At 39.4% G+C, this 18,496-nt stretch carries 15 protein-coding genes; 4 read left to right on the forward strand and 11 right to left on the reverse strand.

Features of this window, described 5'->3' with window-relative positions:
• Positions 1–129: 129 nt before the first annotated feature.
• Entirely contained in the window at positions 130–2,304 is a 2,175-nt protein-coding gene (locus I6F43_RS16175) for a S9 family peptidase (protein ID WP_197103172.1), read from the forward strand.
• A 37-nt stretch (positions 2,305–2,341) separates the two neighbouring features.
• On the opposite strand, the gene I6F43_RS16180 is transcribed toward I6F43_RS16175, so the two are convergent.
• From I6F43_RS16180 to I6F43_RS16195, 4 genes are all read right to left on the reverse strand, one after another.
• Positions 2,342–3,829 (reverse strand): sensor histidine kinase, encoded by a 1,488-nt coding sequence (locus I6F43_RS16180; protein WP_007580487.1) that lies wholly within the window; start codon positions 3,827–3,829, stop codon positions 2,342–2,344.
• A 10-nt stretch (positions 3,830–3,839) separates the two neighbouring features.
• Entirely contained in the window at positions 3,840–4,565 is a 726-nt protein-coding gene (locus I6F43_RS16185) for a response regulator transcription factor (protein ID WP_007580488.1), read from the reverse strand.
• A 62-nt stretch (positions 4,566–4,627) separates the two neighbouring features.
• The gene (locus I6F43_RS16190; protein WP_002962335.1) at positions 4,628–5,362 is read right to left on the reverse strand and encodes a spondin domain-containing protein; all 735 of its coding nucleotides are present in this window, start codon (positions 5,360–5,362) and stop codon (positions 4,628–4,630) included.
• A gap of 10 nt (positions 5,363–5,372) precedes the next feature.
• Positions 5,373–6,074 carry a spondin domain-containing protein gene (locus I6F43_RS16195; protein ID WP_007580506.1) on the reverse strand — a complete coding sequence of 234 codons (702 nt, stop codon included), beginning with the start codon at positions 6,072–6,074 and terminating at the stop codon, positions 5,373–5,375.
• 184 nt (positions 6,075–6,258) lie between these two features.
• On the opposite strand from I6F43_RS16195, the gene I6F43_RS16200 reads away from it, so the two are divergent.
• The gene (locus I6F43_RS16200; RefSeq protein ID WP_007580507.1) at positions 6,259–6,624 is read left to right on the forward strand and encodes a DUF4870 domain-containing protein; all 366 of its coding nucleotides are present in this window, start codon (positions 6,259–6,261) and stop codon (positions 6,622–6,624) included.
• Positions 6,625–6,852: 228 nt separating this feature from the next.
• On the forward strand, positions 6,853–7,287 hold the full coding sequence (locus I6F43_RS16205) for a YqaA family protein (protein ID WP_197103174.1): 435 nt from the start codon (positions 6,853–6,855) through the stop codon (positions 7,285–7,287).
• Positions 7,288–7,304: 17 nt separating this feature from the next.
• Here I6F43_RS16205 and folX read toward each other — a convergent pair whose 3' ends face one another.
• From folX to ycaO, 7 genes are all read right to left on the reverse strand, one after another.
• The gene (gene folX / locus I6F43_RS16210) at positions 7,305–7,661 is read right to left on the reverse strand and encodes a dihydroneopterin triphosphate 2'-epimerase (RefSeq protein WP_002962340.1); all 357 of its coding nucleotides are present in this window, start codon (positions 7,659–7,661) and stop codon (positions 7,305–7,307) included.
• A 4-nt stretch (positions 7,662–7,665) separates the two neighbouring features.
• Positions 7,666–8,220, reverse strand: coding sequence for a GTP cyclohydrolase I FolE (gene folE, locus I6F43_RS16215; protein WP_002962341.1), 555 nt, complete (start codon positions 8,218–8,220; stop codon positions 7,666–7,668).
• Between the two features lie 22 nt (positions 8,221–8,242).
• A complete protein-coding gene (gene folM / locus I6F43_RS16220; RefSeq protein ID WP_197103176.1) occupies positions 8,243–8,962 on the reverse strand; it encodes a dihydromonapterin reductase in 720 nt (239 codons plus the stop codon).
• A gap of 225 nt (positions 8,963–9,187) precedes the next feature.
• Positions 9,188–10,018 (reverse strand): ammonia-dependent NAD(+) synthetase, encoded by an 831-nt coding sequence (gene nadE, locus I6F43_RS16225; RefSeq protein WP_165722692.1) that lies wholly within the window; start codon positions 10,016–10,018, stop codon positions 9,188–9,190.
• Positions 10,019–10,086: 68 nt separating this feature from the next.
• Entirely contained in the window at positions 10,087–10,716 is a 630-nt protein-coding gene (locus I6F43_RS16230) for a YceH family protein (protein WP_197103178.1), read from the reverse strand.
• 43 nt (positions 10,717–10,759) lie between these two features.
• Positions 10,760–14,122, reverse strand: coding sequence for an ATP-binding protein (locus I6F43_RS16235; RefSeq protein WP_197103180.1), 3,363 nt, complete (start codon positions 14,120–14,122; stop codon positions 10,760–10,762).
• Positions 14,123–14,229: 107 nt separating this feature from the next.
• The gene (gene ycaO, locus I6F43_RS16240) at positions 14,230–15,990 is read right to left on the reverse strand and encodes a 30S ribosomal protein S12 methylthiotransferase accessory factor YcaO (protein ID WP_197103182.1); all 1,761 of its coding nucleotides are present in this window, start codon (positions 15,988–15,990) and stop codon (positions 14,230–14,232) included.
• Between the two features lie 156 nt (positions 15,991–16,146).
• Here ycaO and I6F43_RS16245 point away from each other — a divergent pair, with 156 nt between their 5' ends.
• Positions 16,147–18,432, forward strand: a complete 2,286-nt coding sequence (locus I6F43_RS16245) for a penicillin acylase family protein (RefSeq protein ID WP_197103184.1) — start codon at positions 16,147–16,149, stop codon at positions 18,430–18,432.
• The last annotated feature ends 64 nt before the right edge of the window (positions 18,433–18,496 follow it).

The following is an 18,496-nucleotide window of genomic DNA, read 5'->3' on the forward strand; positions in this document are numbered from 1 at the left end:
AATAGTTATACAAAGGGAGCTACGGCTCCCTTTTTACATTGCTTCACAAACTAAACAACTACAAACTCTAATTTATAGGTATATTTAACTACTTAATAAAAAATAAAAATACAACAAGGACTTTGACTGATGAAACGTACTCCATTCGCACTCGCAGCACTATCGCTCGCTATTTTAAGTGGCTGTAATCAAGCCCCTGAAGAAACCAAAAAAAGTAATACACAAGTTAAAACAGTTCAAGTAGTCCAAGCTGTTGCCCCGGTTGCTAAAAAAGTGCCACATGAAATGACTATTCATGGTGATACGCGTATAGATGATTACTATTGGCTGCGTGATGATGAGCGTAAAGCGCCAGAGGTAATTAACTATTTAGAAGCTGAAAATACATACACTGATGCAATGCTTGCACATACTAAAACGCTGCAAAGTGAGTTGTTTGAAGAGCTAAAAGGGCGTATTCAAAAAGACGATGATTCAGTCCCAGTTAAAAACGGTGATTATTTTTACTCAACGCAAACACGTGGCGATAACGAGTACACCACTTATTTACGCAGCAGCGATTTTGCAGGTACCGATCAGCAAGTTATTTTAGATGTAAATGAGCTTGCTAAAGGTCATGATTATTATGCGGTAAGTGGCTTAGATGTAAGCCCGAATGGCAATTTAATGGCTTATGGCGAAGATACTGTTAGCCGTCGTATTTATAGCATAAAAATAAAAGATTTAACCACCGGTAAATTACTCGAAGACACACTTGAGGGCACTAACGGTGGCATTGTGTGGGCAAACGATAATAAAACGGTTTACTACATTAAAAAAGATTTACAAACTCTACTAGGTTACCAAGTTTATCGTCATACATTAGGTACACCGCAAGCTGATGACGAGCTAATTTACGAAGAGACTGATACCAGTTACTACATGGGTATGAGTAAAAGCAAAGATGAGTCAGAGATTTATATTTGGCACAGTAGCACGGCTGCATCAGGCGTATCTGTATTAAGTGCTGATGATACCAAAGCAATGCCTAAACGCTTAATTGAGCGCGAAGCAGGGCTTGAATATGATATTTCGAAGCTAGGGAATACTTACTACATTGTAACTAACTTAAATGCTGTAAATTTTCAGCTGATGAAAGTTGATATTGATAAAGCAGGCGACAAGGCTAATTGGCAAAGTGTGATCCCTGCGCGCGATGATATTAAACTCGAAGGCATTGATTTATTTAATGACTACTTAGTTTACCAAGAACGTGAAATGGGCCAATCAAAGTTGATTGCGCGTAATTTAAAAACAGGCAAAGAGTTACCACTGAGCTTTAACGATAGCGCTTATACAATTGGTACTTATGGCAATAACGATATAGATAGCAGCACGTTACGTGTTTACTACACAAGCATGACTACACCAAGCTCGTCGTACGATGTAGATTTAGCGACTGGCGATAAAACGCTTCTTAAGCAACAGGTTGTGTTAGGTGATTTTGATGCTGACAATTACGCTTCAGAGCGTATTTTTGTAACAGCACGCGATGGCATAAAAGTACCGGTAAGCTTAGTTTACCGTAAAGATGCGTTTAAAAAAGATGGCACTAACCCGCTACTGCAATATGGTTATGGGTCGTACGGTGCAACCATGGATCCAACGTTCTCAAGCTCACGCTTGAGCTTATTAGACCGTGGTTTTGTATTTGCAATTGCCCATGTACGTGGCTCGCAAATGCTAGGTCGTCCTTGGTACGAAGACGGCAAGCTACTCACTAAAAAGAATACATTTAATGACTTTGTTGACGTAACCAAAGCATTGGTTTCTCAAAAGTATGGCGCAAAAGATGAAATATTTGCACTGGGTGGCAGTGCTGGTGGCTTATTAATGGGCGCAGTAGCAAACCAAGCACCTGAGCTTTATAAAGGGATGGTTGCTGCGGTACCGTTTGTGGATGTAGTAACAACGATGCTTGATGCGAGTATTCCGCTTACAACAAATGAATACGGCGAATGGGGTAATCCGAACGAAAAAGCGTATTACGATTACATGCTGTCTTACTCGCCATACGACCAAGTATCTAAGCAAGCGTACCCTAATATGCTGGTAACGACTGGTTTGCACGATTCACAAGTTCAATACTTTGAGCCTGCAAAATGGGTTGCTAAGCTTCGTGACTATAAAACTGATGACAATAAGTTATTGTTTAAAATAGATATGGAAGCAGGGCACGGCGGCGCATCGGGTCGCTTTAAACGCTTAGAAGATACCGCGCTAAACTATGCATTTATGCTTGATTTAGCGGGTATTAAGAAGTAATTAATATTTAAATAGATTTAACTCAATAAGGTGCTTTTTAAGAAAGCACCTTTTTTTGTGGCAAGTTAAAGCTAAACATAGTGCCTTTACCAATTTCACTTTGTACGTAAATTTCGCTATCCATCAGTTTTAATAACCCTCTGCAAATAGCCAATCCTAAACCACCTTGCTGGCGCCCTTCTTTATTAGAATTACTTGCTTGGTAGTGCGGATCAAAAATAGCATTCAGCTCATCTTCTTTTATGCCTACGCCCGTGTCTGATACATGCACAAATAGTTGATTATCGTCACTGCGTTTTACATGTACTGCAATGCTGCCGCCACGAGGGGTATGCCTAATTGCGTTATCAATTAAGTTGCTTAACACGCGCTCTAATTTAGCTATATCGGCAACCACAGGAAAATCACAAATCGCAGGCTCTACCGACAAACTAATGCCTTTTTTATCAACGGCTAAACTAAATTTTGCCATGCAATCGTAAATGAGTTCACCTAAATTAAAGGTTTCTTTATTTATACTTATTTCGCCATTTTCTAAGTGAGCAAGCTCAAATATTTGCTCTATGAGTAGCTTTAATTGCCCGCAATTATTAAGCGATACCTGCAAGTATTCTTGCTGCTCTTTTTTACTTAGCTGCTCGCCTGACTGATTTAATACTTCTAAAAACCCCTGCAGTGAAGCAAGTGGTGTACGTAGGTCGTGCGATAGATGGGTCAGCAACTCTTTGCGTTGTTTATCGCCTTGTTCAAGCGCTTTAAACTGCTCATTAATACGGGTTAACATGGCTTGAATACTTCGCCCTAAACTATGCACTTCGTTACTTTTTTGCGTTGAATAGTTACTTAGCTTGGTGTCGGTAAGGCTGTAGTTAGCGGCTTCAATATTACTAACATCGCGTGCTAAGCGCTGAATTGGGTTGGTAAAAAAACGTAGTAAAATTAGCATCGCAATAAATAAAAATGCGAGTGCAGAGCCAAGCCATAAAGCAGCTAGCCATAACTTATCATTATTTTTTACAGTGCTTAGTGAGGTATCGTAAGCCTCACCACCAATAATTACATATAAATAACCTTGTAGCTTATCTTGATTAAATACTGGCGCGGCTGAAAATATTTTTTGTTGCTCTTTATTACGAGGATTATCACCATAAATAGGTGCAGCGCTTGGGTCGTTAATCAGCCTTTTTAAAGGCGTTAAACTAATATGCGTGCGTTTAACTTTACCCGGCTTTGCTGAGTAAGTAAGAATTTTTCCGGTTTCGTCTACAAAATAAAATTCAAACGCAGGACCTAATAACATTAAGGTATGGAAGAGGTTTTCAAGCGCTTTATAGTCGTAAACCCCTTCTTTTATTAGTGGGTTATCTTGTACTAAATGTTCCGCTAACGCTAAGTGCAGATTTTGTTCGGCGTGGTGTTTTGAAGTCAGTTCTAATTGCTTGCTCCAGCCGTAAACTAGGGCGCAAATAAAACAAAAAATCACGACTAGCGATATAGCTAATTTTTGATACAAAGATAATTTCATAATAGGTGTCTTAATTGAGTTGGCTAGGGTTTAGTTTGTAACCAACACCCCAAACTGTTTCGATGATAGGCGCTTGTTGGTGTTCTTCTAGCTTGGCACGTAAGCGGTTTATATGTGAATTAACCGTATGCTCGTACCCACTGTGTTGGTAACCCCATACTTTATCGAGTAACTGCTGGCGGCTAAAAACATGATTAGGATGGCGTGCAAAGTAAACGAGTAAATCAAATTCGGTGGCGGTAAGGTTAAGGGCTTGCTTGCCTAAATACACTTGGTGCGAACTAAATTCTATATTGAGTGAGCCTACATTTAGTGTTTGTTCGCTATCAACGGGGGAGTTGTCGTTATTTTGGCTAGCGAGTAGCTGTGCTCTGTGGCGTAATTGGGTTTTTACTCTGGCTTGTAATTCGCGTGCAAAAAAGGGTTTACAAATATAATCATCGGCGCCCATTTCAAGGCCAATAACTCTGTCCATATCGCTACTAAGCGCGGTGAGTAAAATTACGGAGGTAGTTGGGTAATGCTCTTTTATTTTTCGGCATAAGCTCAAACCATCCATTTGGGGTAAGTTTATATCGAGTAAAATAAGTCCGTAGGGATGCTTAGCTATTTTTTTTAAGGCAAGTTCTGCGCTTACAACATGATCAACATGTAAGTTAAGCGACGTTAGCTGCGTGGTAATTAACTTACCTATTTCTCTGTCATCTTCTACTACTAATATTTTTTCGTGACGCATGTATTACCTCGTAAAAAGGGGGGCATCCGTGCTCCCTTACTTCCCCATTACAAGCTGGAACGTTACTGCGTGCGCGTAATTACTATTTTCGATACTGGGTTATCAAACTTATGTTCAACACCAAGTGCTGATGTAGATAATCCATCTTGATTTGAAACAATGCCTGGATGCATCGTTATTATATCGGCTGTATCGTCACGTATTTCGTTAAACCCTTCACCGCTAGCGGCAGGACCTGGCACAGTTTCAGCTGTTTCTGTATTTGCTTCCGTACCCGCATCATAAGCAGTCGTAGTGCGTGATAACGAACCACCAACTTCTAATGTTGATACATCTAAAGAACTAAGACCGGTAAAAGCATCATTTGTATTCCCAAGCATGGCAGCAAATGACAAATTAAGCGTTTCTTGCTCTTCAACAGTAATTATTACTGTGGTGGTTTCACCAGGGCCAATAGCGCCTTCAGCTGAAACTGCAGCAAGTGCACTTTCGTAGCTGAGGTATTCTTCATTTGCACCGCTTTCTGCAAGCATTTCTAAACCAACAGAAGCTGTGGTACCGAATGACCAAGGTGCTTCATCTTCAAAAGCAATGACAGAGAGTGGTGACAAAGGCTGTCCTGCAGTTAAGTTACTAAAAGTAATAGTAAACTCACTGATCACAGGTTCTACAACAATTGGCTCAACAACGACCGGCTCTTCAACCACTGGGTCGTTATCATTATCGCTACACGCTGCAAGTGTGGTTGCAAGTGCAAGCACTAGTAGACTTTTTTTAAGGTTGTTAGCAGATGACATAATCATGCTCCTACTTAACTGTAACGGTTAATTGCGCTACTGGGTTTAACCATCTGTGTACTGTATTACTTAAATCGCTATTTCCCGCTTCTAAATCGTCATCACCTAAGCTACCTGGGTGAATATGGATGCTTGTATTTGTATCACCACTTAATATACCTGTACCGCCAGTGCCAGCGTCGCCACCTGGAGCCGCAGGAATACCCGGAGTACCTGGAGCGCCAGAGCCTTCAACTACAAGCTCATTGTTTTGTTCTGTGCCTGCATCGTAAGCATTTAAATTAATTGTGTAAGTACCCGCTTCTGTTGGGATTTTCCAGCTGTTTAAGCCTACAAAGCCATCATTAGTTGGTAGCATCATTGCAGTTAAAGATAGGTACTCGTTACCGTCGGTAGTGGTAAGTGTTGCCGTTGTAGATGCGGCTGGTGCAAGTAAGCCTTCAGCTGGATTTGCAGCCATATCACTGCCCGCTGCAGTTGCTTGTGCAACTAGCTCTGCAATATTGCCGCCTTCAGCCATTGTTTGTAATGCTGTAGATGCTTGCGTTGCTACTTCAAATAGTGTGTCTTCGCTGTTGTGTGCTGTAATTAACAGTGGAGTGAAGTGAATACCCTTGGTTAGGTTAGTAACTTTTAGGTCTAATTCTGCGGCCATAGTCGATTGGCTAGCTGCCGCTAAAAGAATTGCAATTGTTAATGTAGAAGTTTTCATTATTATTCCTGTAAGTGATGATTCGAGTTAAGTATTGAATAATCGTCTCCAGAAACTCTCACAAACTTATCACTTTTTTATCACAAGATTTTACGCTGTGATTTTTAAATACAAATACGTTGGTTGATTTGTAGACATTTGTTTAGTTAAGAGGCAACATACATAAAACAAAAAGGAGAGTGTTATGGAAGAAAATCAACAGGTTGAACCAGTTAATAAAGATGACCGTATGTGGGCTATGTTATGCCATTTGAGTGCGCTTGCCGGATTTATTGTGCCGTTTGGCTCAATAATTGGGCCATTAATTGTGTGGTTAATTAAAAGAGATGAGATGCCAGTTGTTGACGTGCACGGTAAAAAGGCGCTTAACTTTCAAATAACGATGGCAATTGCATATGTAGTTTGTTTTTTACTGATGTTTGTAGCAGTAGGCTTAATATTACTACCTATAGTGGCAATTTTTGGGTTTGTAATGGTTGTAATGGCGAGTATTAAAGCTAACGAAGGTAAAGAGTTTAATTACCCGTTTAGTTTAAATTTGATAAAATAAAACCTCAGTTTATTTTTATACCAATTGCATTAAATTAGTGATCTATTATAGCGATAAGAAAATAGCTCAATAACAAGGCTAAAATTATGATACATAGTTGTTCTATATAAATAATTTTTAACGTAGTTAGTGAGTTATTTAATACGCTAGAATGATCATGTTTTTAATAAAATTGGTATTATAAACCCAGCTATAGGCTGGGTTTTTACGTTTAGCCATAAGGACATTATGCTTTATCTCACGTTATTTATTAGCGCATTTATATCTGCCACATTACTGCCTAGCTCTTCTGAGGTGATAGTGGTGGGGATGATTGCCCAAGGTAAAGTTAATTTATGGCTTATGTGGTGCGTAGCAACACTTGGAAATGTATTGGGAAGCTGCGTTAATTACTGGTTAGGCACGCAGGTACTGCGTTTTAAAGATAAAAAATGGTTTCCGGTATCGCAAAAAGGGCTTGATAACGCACAAAAGCAATTTAATAAATACGGTGTGTATAGTTTGTTGTTTGCTTGGCTGCCAGTAGTAGGCGATCCGCTAACTGTAATTGGGGGGATATTTAAAGTACGCTTTAGTCTGTTTTTATTACTAGTAACACTAGGCAAAGGCGCGCGCTATTTAGCGGTTATCGCCCTTGCCGTAGGATTCGAAAAGCTTTTTTAAATAAGTTTTTTAAGGCCTTATTTAGCCCAATCAAGCGTTAACGACACCGAGTCGGCAAAACGCAGTGCATGCGGTTTATCAACACGTGCTTTAGCGTAATGAACACTTGGGTGTGCGTGACAAACCGCAAGAATTTCAGCCACTAATTTTTCGAGCAATAAGAAGTGCCCTTGCTCTACTAAGCTAATTACTTCTTTGGTGATCACTTTATAATTAAGTGCTTGGTCAACTTCATCCGTTTTACACGCGTCATCAGCAGGGTAGTGAATCTCTAGGTTGATCACTACATCTTGCTTTTTTTCACGCTCATCGGGGTTAAAGCCAATAAACGTACGCAGGCGCAAATTAGTAACGTTAATAATTGCATTAGCCATAGGGTTAACCTTTTATAAGCTGCAAAAATTCGTTGCGTGTTTTAGGGTCGCTTCTAAAGTTACCTAACATTACTGATGTACGCATGCTTGAATTTTGCTTTTCTACACCACGCATCATCATACACATGTGTTTTGCTTCAACAATAACGCCCACACCTTTAGCGCCAGTAACTTCTTCAACTGCTTTAGCGATTTGATGCGTTAGCTGTTCTTGAATTTGAAAACGGCGTGAAAACATATCAACAATACGTGCAAATTTAGACAAGCCTAATACTTTACCGTTTGGAATATAAGCAATATGGCAACGGCCAATAAAAGGTAGTAAATGATGCTCACACATAGAGTAAAGCTCTATGTCTTGCACTAACACCATGTCGTCAGCGTCAGATGTAAATACCGCTTTATTAGTTATTTCATCAAGCGTTTGACGATATCCTTGCGTTAAATATTCCATTGCTTTTGCAGCACGTTTTGGCGTATCAAGTAAGCCTTCGCGGTTAGCATCTTCGCCTACTGCGGTGATGATTTTTTCGTAACTTTCTTTTAATTCATTGTGCATAAATATCTCAGTTTATTTATATTTACTTTAAATGACGGCCGCCATCAACAGGCAAAGAGCGCCCTGTGATGTAGTGGCTTTGTAATAGTAAATCAATGCTATTGATAATTTCTTGGCATCCGGGTTCAATGCCCATTAATGATTTTTTAAGGGTCTTAGCTCGATATTGCTCATCGTCATGTTCATTAAAAATAATGAGTGATGGAGCAACCGAGTTCACTTTTATGTTTGGCGCATATTTAGCGCTAAACGATTTAGTTAAGTTATCGAGAGCTGCTTTACTTGCTGCATAAGCTAAGTGTTTAGGGCTGCCTGTTTCAACTACATAATCAGTAAGGTGAATTATATCAGCAGGTACTTTTGCACTTTGCTGATAGTTTAAAAGCAGCTCAGCGCACATTAAATTAATTAAATACGGTGTTTTGGCGTGTATACGCATCATATTATCAAACAGTGCTGCAAAGTCAGGGTTGTTAGCTTCGCAGTCCCAGCTTGATGCGTTATGAACAATAGCGCGCAGCGATGTTGTATGCATATTGAGCGTATTTATAAATGCACTTATACCGTCATCGGTACTAAAATCGGCATAAATACATACAGCGCCTAGTTGCTCTAATTTATCAACAGCGTTGTGGCGAGTACGATACGTAATAATAACAGCCTGCCCTTGGGCTATATAATGCTGAGCGAGCGCTAAACCAATACGTTGGCCTGCGCCGGTAATTAAGATGGGCGATGTCATATAAGGCAGTGTTCTCTTTGGCGGGTAACTTATACCAATATTATTAAAACAAGATCGATCTATCGCTATTTTCTTAGGGCTATAATAGATCACTAATTTAACGCAATTGGTATTATAAAATTTAAAGCGTTAATTTACTAAAATATACGCAGTTTCTTAATCTGTCGATCAAAAAAGCAATTAATCCTCAAAGGCGTTAATTGCTTTATTTTATTTACTAAAACATTAATCGTAAATTGTCGGAATTGGTTGGCGCTTATGTTGTGTACGCATGTAAATACTTACAAGCTTTTGTTCAACGTCTTTAGAAACAGATTTACCTTCTAAAAAGTCATCAATTTGCTCATAGCTCAAACCAAGTGCTTCTTCATCTGTTAAGCCTGGGCGGTCGCTTTCTAAATCAGCTGTAGGTGCTTTTTCTACTAATAAAGCTGGGGCACCGAGTGCAGTAGCAAGTGCACGCACTTGGCGTTTTGATAAACCAAATAGCGGAGCTAAATCGCACGCGCCGTCACCAAATTTAGTATAAAAACCAGTAATGTTTTCAGCACTATGATCGGTACCCACTACTAAGCCTTGGCAAAAACCTGCAATTTCGTACTGAGCAACCATACGTTGGCGTGCTTTAACATTACCTTTAATAAAATCTATCTGAGCTTGCTCAGGCAGTGCTTCACCACAGCCAACTACAGCAGCTATCGCTTGCTCATGCAGTGCATCAGCAGCAGGTTGTACGTTTACGGTCATACGTTTACTTGGCTGGATAAAATCAACCGCCATTTGCGCTTCGTCTTCATCGGCTTGTACGCCATAAGGTAAGCGCACAGCAATAAATTGGTATTTGTCAGTATCGTGTTCTTTATTTAGCTCGTTTACGGCAAGTTGACATAAGCGGCCACAAGTTGATGAGTCAACACCACCACTAATACCCAATATTAGTGATCGTGAGTGAGCTGCTACTAAACGTGCTTTAATAAAAGCAACCCGGCGAGTTATCTCAGCATTTACATCAATAGTTGGCTGAACCTTCATTTCAGCCATAATTTCGGCGCGCATTGCCAGCTCCTTATAAAATTTAATATGTGATACGCAATAAACTTATTATGTGATTTAGTTTTAATTAATTAAAGTTTTAAATGAGCTTTTATTCTGCGAAGCTCTACTTTTAATTCTTCTACTTCTGCCAGTAAATCACTTAATTCTTTATCTTTAATTACTTCGCTTGGTAGAGCAACAAAGGCATCGGCGGGATTATTTTGTTGTTCGCCAAATAAATGAATGTATCGGCTGTCGCGTTTACCTGCTTCTCGTTCTAATTTACGGGCGTAATCGCTTTCAATCAGTTTATTGAGCGCTGTTTCTACTTCATTTACGTTATTAAAATCAGCAAGCCTAGCACTGCGAGTTCTTAATTCACCTGGGGTTTGGGCACCACGTAAAAGTAATAAACAAACAATGGCACGTTGCTGAGCAGAAAATTGCAGATTACTAAACTCGGTATTACAAAAACGATGATCGTATTTATTTACTCGACCAGAAAGCCCTTCATCAATGGTAACTAAACGCAATTCTATTAATTCATCAAGTGTATTTTGTACATCGCTTTCGGTTAAGCTCAAAACTGGGTCGCGATTTGATTTTTGATTACACGCATTGACCAATCCATTTAAAGATAAAGGATAGTGCTCCGGCGTGGTACTTTGTTTTTCTAATAAACACCCAATAATACGTTGTTGATTTGCTGATAACTGCATAAATAATCTCAAATTAGTAAGCGTATTTTATTAGCTTACACCTTTATTGAGTACCAAGCCATTGTTGAAGCTTTGGTTGTAATGCAGCTAAATCGAGAGGCTTACTTAAATAGTCGTTCATGCCTGCGGCTAAGCATTTTTCTTTATCGCCCTGCATGGCATTGGCTGTTAATGCAATAATAGTAATATTTTCATTACCTTTACCCGCATCGCCTTCTCTAATAGCTTTAGTTGCTTGGTAGCCATCCATTTCAGGCATTTGGCAATCCATTAAAACTAGCTTGTATGGTTTCCCTTGTTTTGCATTGAGTTTTACAATTGCCTCAAGCCCATTTTCAGCAATATCAAAAACCACTCCTGCTTGTTTTAATAAAGCAGAAGCAACAACTTGGTTAATTTTATTATCTTCAACTAATAAAATAGTTGGTTCTGATGAATCAACTGTTGTTGCTTTAGTTAGTTTATTTTGTAGTTGCGCTTGATTTTGTTGTTGTTCTATATATTTTTCGTTTGTTAGCGAGTCAAATAAATCAGAGGGGGTGAGTGGTTTGAAAATCATACTGTTGACCTCCATACCAAGCTTTGACTCTTCTCGTGAGTAACTCATAGGAGCCATTATCACTAACTTACAATTGTACATAACTATAAAGTTTTTGAGGGTAGCAATATCTGACGGAGTGGCTTTTTCAAAAAAGTAGTAATCTACTAAGATAGCATCTGGCTGAATGGTTATATTTTTTAGATAATCAGCTACATCAAGGTAGCTATGTATGCAATTAACAGTAGCCCCCCAAACAGTGAGTTGTTTATTTGCGGTGCCCGCATTTAAAGCACATTCATCAATAATAAGAATACGTTTATTTTTAATTAAATGACTAGGTAAATCTTGCTCTTTACTTAATCGCGGCTGTATTTTTATGGTGAAAGAAAACGTACTGCCTTCGCCTACCATGCTATTTACACTCACTTCGCCATGCATAAGTTCGCAAAGTTGTTTAACTATCGCTAAACCCAATCCTGTTCCACCAAATTGGCGAGTTGTAGAAGTATCCGCTTGCGTAAAAGACTCAAATAATGAACTTCGTTGCTTAGGATCAATACCAATACCAGTGTCGATCACTGAGCATTGTAAAAATGAACCATCGGTTGTTTCATCTATTTTTGCCGTTACTATCACCTCTCCATTTAAAGTAAACTTAACTGCGTTACCAATTAAATTATTTAAAATTTGGCGTAACCTATTTGGATCGCTGATTATTTCACTCACTGTAATTTGAGTGGCATCTAAAATAAGTTTGGTATTATTTTGCTCTACTTTTAAGGCAAATGATTCAACCACTTCTCCTAATAATCTTGGGAGATTAAACTGCACGTTTTCAATATCGAGCTTACCGGCTTCAATCTTTGAAAAATCTAAAATATCGTTAATTATATTAAGCAGTGATTGCGCTGATGATTGCGCAAGTTCAATATGATGCTCTTGCTGCTGATCTAATTGAGTTTGCTTTATAATGTTTAACATCCCCAAAACGCCATTCATTGGAGTGCGAATTTCGTGGCTCATACTCGCTAAAAATTCACTTTTTGCAGCAACTGCTTTTTCTGCGCCTTCTTTAGCGGTAACTAATTGCTGTTCTGTTTCTATTCGTTGTTGGCTTGAATGTAAGCTACCAATTAATGCAGCGACAGCAATTAAAAAACTTTCTTCATTTTTAGACCAATAGCGTTTTGATTCACACTGTTCGGCACATACCATTCCTATTACGCCACTGCCAGCAGGAATTATTACGCATAGCATAGACTTAATGTTTAATGGTGTTAAATAACGTTTTTTGAGAGGTTCTAAAATAGGATTATTTAAAGTATCAGGAGCATTAAAAACAGCCTGATGATCTATAGCATTAAAAAAGTTAGGCGTATTTTGTCTAAGCCAAATTGGCTCTACTTCATTTGCGGGTGAAAGTTTGCTATGTACAGCAAAAGGGTTTAGCTGACTTTTATCTTTATTAAAAAGTAAAATACTGGCACGTTCAATATTAAATGCTTGGCAAACAGCTTGCGTAATAATGTCCTTCGATTGGCTTAATTGACCGTTTAAAATTAATTTATTTACCGTAAGTGAAGCTAAAATTTCGTTATGCAGCGCGGTTTTATTATTTTCTAATTCAATTTTTTTACGAGTATCGATATTTTGTAATGACCCAAAAATTCTTACACAGCGCCCGCTTTTCATTTCTGCTTCGCCATGTGCAAGCACCCAAACCGGGTTGCCTTCAGTATTTATTATTTCGAGCTCAACTTCGTAGCTTTCACCATATTTAATAGCACGTTCAATTAAGGGTTTAATGGCTTCTCTGCTAGTGCCTTTTTCAAAGTAGCTTAAATCTTTAGGCCATTCGGGTTGTGTATTAAGGGGGTATTTAAATATTTTTTTAGTCATATCTGACCAGTACACTTGCTGATCTTCGAGGTTAAAAGACCATGCGCCAATTTGAGCTAGATCACTCATGGTTTCGAGCATTTTTTCGTTTTGTTGTTGGCGCTCAAGCATTTTTAAAAAGAACAAAAATGCCCAAATTAATAGCCCACAAATAATTATTATTGCTAAGCGTAGTGGCCATATAGCTGAGTTAGGAGGGCTCCAGCCTACCTTAGGAACGACATAGAGTTGCCAGTTGCCACCTTGGAAATTTAAAGTGAATTCAATCGGGTTCATGTTTGTAATACTTTGATCTCCGTAAAAAAATTCGCCCTTTTTACCTAATCCATTACGCCCTTGTATAGCTATGGTGTATTCTTTTTCGAGTTCGTGAATTCCTGAATTCACATATACTTTTTCAATATCTAAAACAACGGATAATAAACCCCAAAAGGTATTATCCGTTTGTAAATAAACAGGAACGCGTGCCACTAGCGCTAAATCACCTTGCTCTAAAGTGAGAGGGCCCGCCATAACTATTGTATTTGTATCGCGAGCTCTAATTGCATTTTCGCGCTGTTTTTCATTTTTTAAAAAGTTAAGACCAATTGCTTTTTGGTTTTCTTTTAGCGGATAGCTCATTTGAATAATCATGTTTGGAGCACCGGCAATACTACGTAACTCGTTTGATGTTTTAAAAAGAGGGGCGGCAATTTGTGCAAAGCGTTCTTGTGTTAAATCAGGTTCTGCAGCAACGGCAACACCTAAACCTCGTACTAGTTGAATATTAGAAACTAAAGTAGATTCGAGTTGAGCTCTATATGTGCTTACTTCTGAAAGAATTTGCAAACGATGGGTATCTTTAACACGATTATAGTTAATTCGATCAAGAACTATCCCAACTAGTGCTGTTAGCGTAAGCGATAACCAAAAGGTCAGCTTAAAGTTATGAACATTCATTTTTTTGTTGTTACTAGACGGTGGCATTAGCTACATCGTGGCGTTAATTTAGGCAAATTAACTATAGCTAATTTATGACACAAATGAAAACGGCGCATTAACAAATGCGCCGTTTATTTTTTATAATTAGTAGTTTAGCTATCGCTAACTTCACGCGCCCAATGATTTTGCTTTGCTACGTGTAATTTACGGTAACCATCAAGTAGTGCCGCATGCTTTTTAAAGCCTTCAAGCGATAAACCTGGGAAAGTTAAACCGTTAAACTGCTTTTCACCCTCGGCAATTTCTATAGCCAGCGCTACATTATTAGCACCAAACATTAAGCCTAAAGCATCTTGATAATCGGCGTATTCGCGCTCGTCATCGTATTTAATTTCAAGAATCGCTTTTAAACAGCGAAAATGGCGCATTGCATCTTCGTTTACTTGACCTGTATGAAGTATCCAATCAACCCAATCGATTGCTTCTTCGCTGCCAGCAGCTAAACATAGATGCGCTTTAAGCTCACCTATACGCAGTGTGTGCCATGGTGTGTCGGCATCGGTTGCTAAACCAATAAACTCTGCGGCGCGGATAATATCGCTATGACCGGCTTCTTCTAGGCTGTCGTAAATTTCCATCCATTGCTCTGCATCGTACTGATCAAGCGATAGGAATGCTTCGCGAAATTTTGCGCCTTCGTTGTTGTTGCGCCAAATAAGCTCATCAACTGGATAAATATCTGACATGCCCGGTACTAAAATACGACATGCGTATACGTTTAGGTGCGTGTAATCCATGATGTATATATCGTGATCCATGCTGTGAATCAGGTCAGTACAGAAGTTATATTCTTGCTCTGTTGTGCCGCTAAAGTCCCAGTGTACAAATTCAAAGTCAGGTTTTGCACGGAAGAAATCATGCGAAATCAAACCGCTTGAATCGATAAAGTGCAGTTCAATGTTTTCTGGTGTTGCTACTTCATCGTTATCAAATGTTGCAGGTTGGAATACATCTAGCTGATCAAGACGACGACCTTGTAGTAACTCAGTAACGGTACGCTCAAGTGCAACTTCAAATGATGGGTGAGCACCAAAAGAAGCAAATACAGAACCATCAGTTGGGTTAATAAGCGTTACGCTCATTACTGGGTAAATCCCCCCAAGTGATGCATCGGCAATACGTAAATGAAAGCCATGGCTGCGAAGCTCTTCACACGCTTCGTGAATTTTAGGATATTGCTTAACAACGTCTTCAGGCACGATTGGTAAACAAATGCCTTCGGCGATGATGCGGTTTTTAATAGCGCGTTCAAATACTTCTGATAAACCTTGTACGCGCGCTTCAAATTTTGTGTTACCTGCGCTCATACCGTTAGATACAAAAATATTACCAATAACGTTTACCGGAATGTATACGTCTTGGTTATCGCGTTGGCGAGTGTAGGGCAGGGTACAAATGCCACGATCAATATTGCCTGAGTTAAAATCAAAGAGATGTGATGCGTTAAGTTCGCGCTCTGGGTCAAAGTAATCCCATAAGCTTTCATCCATAATACCTTGTGGTACTTCGTCGCCTTCAACTTTAAACCATTTTTCGGTTGGGTAATGAGTAAACTCGCCATTGGCAAATTCTTCACCTAGATAAAAGTCTGCAAAAAAGTAGTTACAGCTTAAACGCTCAAAGTATTCACCGAGTGCTGAGGCAATAGAGGCTTTGTCGGTTGCGCCTTTACCATTGGTAAACATAACACCGCAGTCACTGTCTTTTATATGAACCGAATAACAGTTAGCTACAGGGTTAAGCCAAAGCGCTTCTTCAACATTAATGTGTAGGGCTTCAAGCTTGTTTTGCATGGTAGAGATTGACGATTCTAGGTCGCGGTCTTTACCTTTGATAAATGTTTTTTCAGTCATATTGATCTCAACTAGTTCTGCACGATGTGTGGAGCTGACATTATCGTGGATTTTGATGTTTATTTCACCCTTTGCGAGCAAGAACATTATTATTTAATAAAACTGTGGTTATTATATGTTCTTAACGCTTGGTCAAAACGTGCAAAGGAAAGGTTGATGTTTAAAGTAATCAAACGCTTGTTATTATTAATTGTGATTTTAGGGCTGGCAAGTACCGCCGTTGTTTATGGTGTGCTTAGTTTAAGTTTACCTGCCCTTGATGGAAACGGACGTAGTAACGCGGTAGTAGATCCTGTAAAAATTTCGCGCGATGCACTAGGGCAAGCAGTAATAAACGCCAATAGCCGAAACGACGCTGCCTATGGTTTAGGTTATGCGCATGGGCAAGACCGATTTTTTCAAATGGATTTACTAAGACGTAATGCCGCAGGCGAGTTAAGTGAATTATTTGGCGAAGCCGCGTTGGGGCTCGATAAAAAAATGCGTTTTCATCAATTGCGTAAACGCAGCCAAATTATTTTACAAACGCTGGCTGAGACCGATAAGCAATTACTTAAAAGTTACGCTCAAGGTGTAAACGAAGGTTTAGCGCAAGTAGGGTATTCAAGCTTTGAATATTTACTAACAGGTGCAACACAAAAGCCATGGCAAAGCGAAGACAGCCTACTTGTGATATTTAGCATGTACCTTGATTTACAAAGCGCGACATTTGAACGTGACCAAGCACTCATTCAAATTGAGCAAGCGTACACAAAGCAAATGGTTGATTTTTTAACGCAACCAAGTAAGTACCAAGCCGCACTTGATGGCAGTAAATTAACGCCTTATAACGCCGGTATACCTACTTTTCCCACTCAAACAGAGCATACAGTTAAAAGTATTGAAGCCAACCAAGAGCGCGGCAGTAATAACTGGGCTGTTACGGGAACGCTTACTAAAACAGGTGCGGGTATGGTGTCGGATGATATGCATTTATCGATGGCAGTACCTGTAATTTGGTACAGGGCACAATTAAATTACATGCACAGTGGTGAGCAGACTCAGGTGACCGGTGTATCGCTGCCCGGAGCACCTGCCATTGTTGTTGGCACTAACAACAATGTTGCATGGGGATTTACTAACGGTTATTTAGATACAGCCGATTGGATTGCATTAAACGATGATAGTAAAACATGGCAAGTAGATGAACCTATTGCATTACCCGATGGGGAGGTTGAAAACTATTCATTACTACTCAGCGAATATGGCCCTGTAAAATACATTAACGAAAAACCTTATGCATTGAGCTGGGCTGCACATCAGCCTTACGCCGTTAATATGCAACTCTTAAAGTTAGAGCAAGCCAAAACAGTAGATGATGCACTTGCTGTAGCAAGCGATGTAGGAATACCTGTGCAAAACCTAATGGTGGTCGACAGCCTTGGTAGCGCAGCGTGGAAAAATATGGGCGGTATACCGGCTCGTAAAACGCCAAGTGAGCTCGGTGTAAATGCCGATGACTACTCAGTGCTTTGGCAGCAAACCGAATTAGAACGTCCCTTTATTAAAAACCCACAAAGCGGCAGATTATGGACTGGTAATTCTCGCGTGGTATCGGCTGAGGATAACGCCCGTTTTGGCAATGGTGGCTATGCACTCGGTGCACGTTCGAGCCAAATTCGCGATAGATTATTTGAAAAACAAACATTTGCAGAGAGCGACTTTTACGCACTACAGCTCGATAATCAGGCTCGCTTTTTAATGCCTTGGCATGCTTTGCTATTAAAGCAATTAAAAACCGATACAACTAAAAATCAGCAATATATAACAGCGCTCGAAAATTGGCAGCAATGTGCGTGTTCAACCTCCATAGGGTATACCTTAGTTAAGCGCTACCGCGATGAAGTGATTAATATTTTATTTAGTAATATTGAAAGCCAATTAAATAAACAACAAGGCACACTTAAATACGTAAAACGAGATTTAGAGCCCGCAGTATGGCAGCTTATTAATAACAAACCCGATACGTGGATAAACCCGCAATTTAAAAGCTGGGATGCACAATTACACGGTGCATTTAACCAAACTATTACTAAGCTTACAGAACAATTTGGCAATAACGTACAAAGCTGGCAGTGGGGCAAGGTAAATGAGTTAGTGATAGAGCATCCATTTGCAAAGCAAATGCCGTTACTTGCTAAGTTATTAAATATGCCTACAGCTACGGGTTTTGGTGATAGCTACATGCCCGCCGTACAAGGGCGTAGTTTTGGCGCATCGCAACGCTTTATTGCTCAACCTGGGCATTTAGAGCATGCAATTATGGCTATTCCTGGTGGGCAATCGGGGCATCCATTATCTGAATTTTATAGAGCGGGTTTTAGTGATTACGTAGAGGGTAAACATACACCTTTATTGCCGCAAACACTTATGCATCAAATAGTCATAAGTCCTATTAAATAACGTTTAAGTGATAAGTGAGTGAGCTTAAATAGTGATAAAAACGTTCTATATTTATTAATTCATA

The sequence above is a fragment of the Pseudoalteromonas sp. NZS71_1 genome, from assembly GCF_015864305.1.
Lineage (GTDB): Bacteria > Pseudomonadota > Gammaproteobacteria > Enterobacterales > Alteromonadaceae > Pseudoalteromonas > Pseudoalteromonas arctica.

Bases quoted from the DNA above. Each gene is read 5' to 3' on its own strand.
- I6F43_RS16175 (WP_197103172.1), top strand. From the start codon at position 130: ATGAAACGTACTCCATTCGCACTCGCAGCACTATCGCTCGCTATTTTA.
- I6F43_RS16180 (WP_007580487.1), bottom strand. From the start codon at position 3,829: ATGAAATTATCTTTGTATCAAAAATTAGCTATATCGCTAGTCGTGATT.
- I6F43_RS16185 (WP_007580488.1), bottom strand. From the start codon at position 4,565: ATGCGTCACGAAAAAATATTAGTAGTAGAAGATGACAGAGAAATAGGT.
- I6F43_RS16190 (WP_002962335.1), bottom strand. From the start codon at position 5,362: ATGTCATCTGCTAACAACCTTAAAAAAAGTCTACTAGTGCTTGCACTT.
- I6F43_RS16195 (WP_007580506.1), bottom strand. From the start codon at position 6,074: ATGAAAACTTCTACATTAACAATTGCAATTCTTTTAGCGGCAGCTAGC.
- I6F43_RS16200 (WP_007580507.1), top strand. From the start codon at position 6,259: ATGGAAGAAAATCAACAGGTTGAACCAGTTAATAAAGATGACCGTATG.
- I6F43_RS16205 (WP_197103174.1), top strand. From the start codon at position 6,853: ATGCTTTATCTCACGTTATTTATTAGCGCATTTATATCTGCCACATTA.
- folX (WP_002962340.1), bottom strand. From the start codon at position 7,661: ATGGCTAATGCAATTATTAACGTTACTAATTTGCGCCTGCGTACGTTT.
- folE (WP_002962341.1), bottom strand. From the start codon at position 8,220: ATGCACAATGAATTAAAAGAAAGTTACGAAAAAATCATCACCGCAGTA.
- folM (WP_197103176.1), bottom strand. From the start codon at position 8,962: ATGACATCGCCCATCTTAATTACCGGCGCAGGCCAACGTATTGGTTTA.
- nadE (WP_165722692.1), bottom strand. From the start codon at position 10,018: ATGCGCGCCGAAATTATGGCTGAAATGAAGGTTCAGCCAACTATTGAT.
- I6F43_RS16230 (WP_197103178.1), bottom strand. From the start codon at position 10,716: ATGCAGTTATCAGCAAATCAACAACGTATTATTGGGTGTTTATTAGAA.
- I6F43_RS16235 (WP_197103180.1), bottom strand. From the start codon at position 14,122: ATGCCACCGTCTAGTAACAACAAAAAAATGAATGTTCATAACTTTAAG.
- ycaO (WP_197103182.1), bottom strand. From the start codon at position 15,990: ATGACTGAAAAAACATTTATCAAAGGTAAAGACCGCGACCTAGAATCG.
- I6F43_RS16245 (WP_197103184.1), top strand. From the start codon at position 16,147: ATGTTTAAAGTAATCAAACGCTTGTTATTATTAATTGTGATTTTAGGG.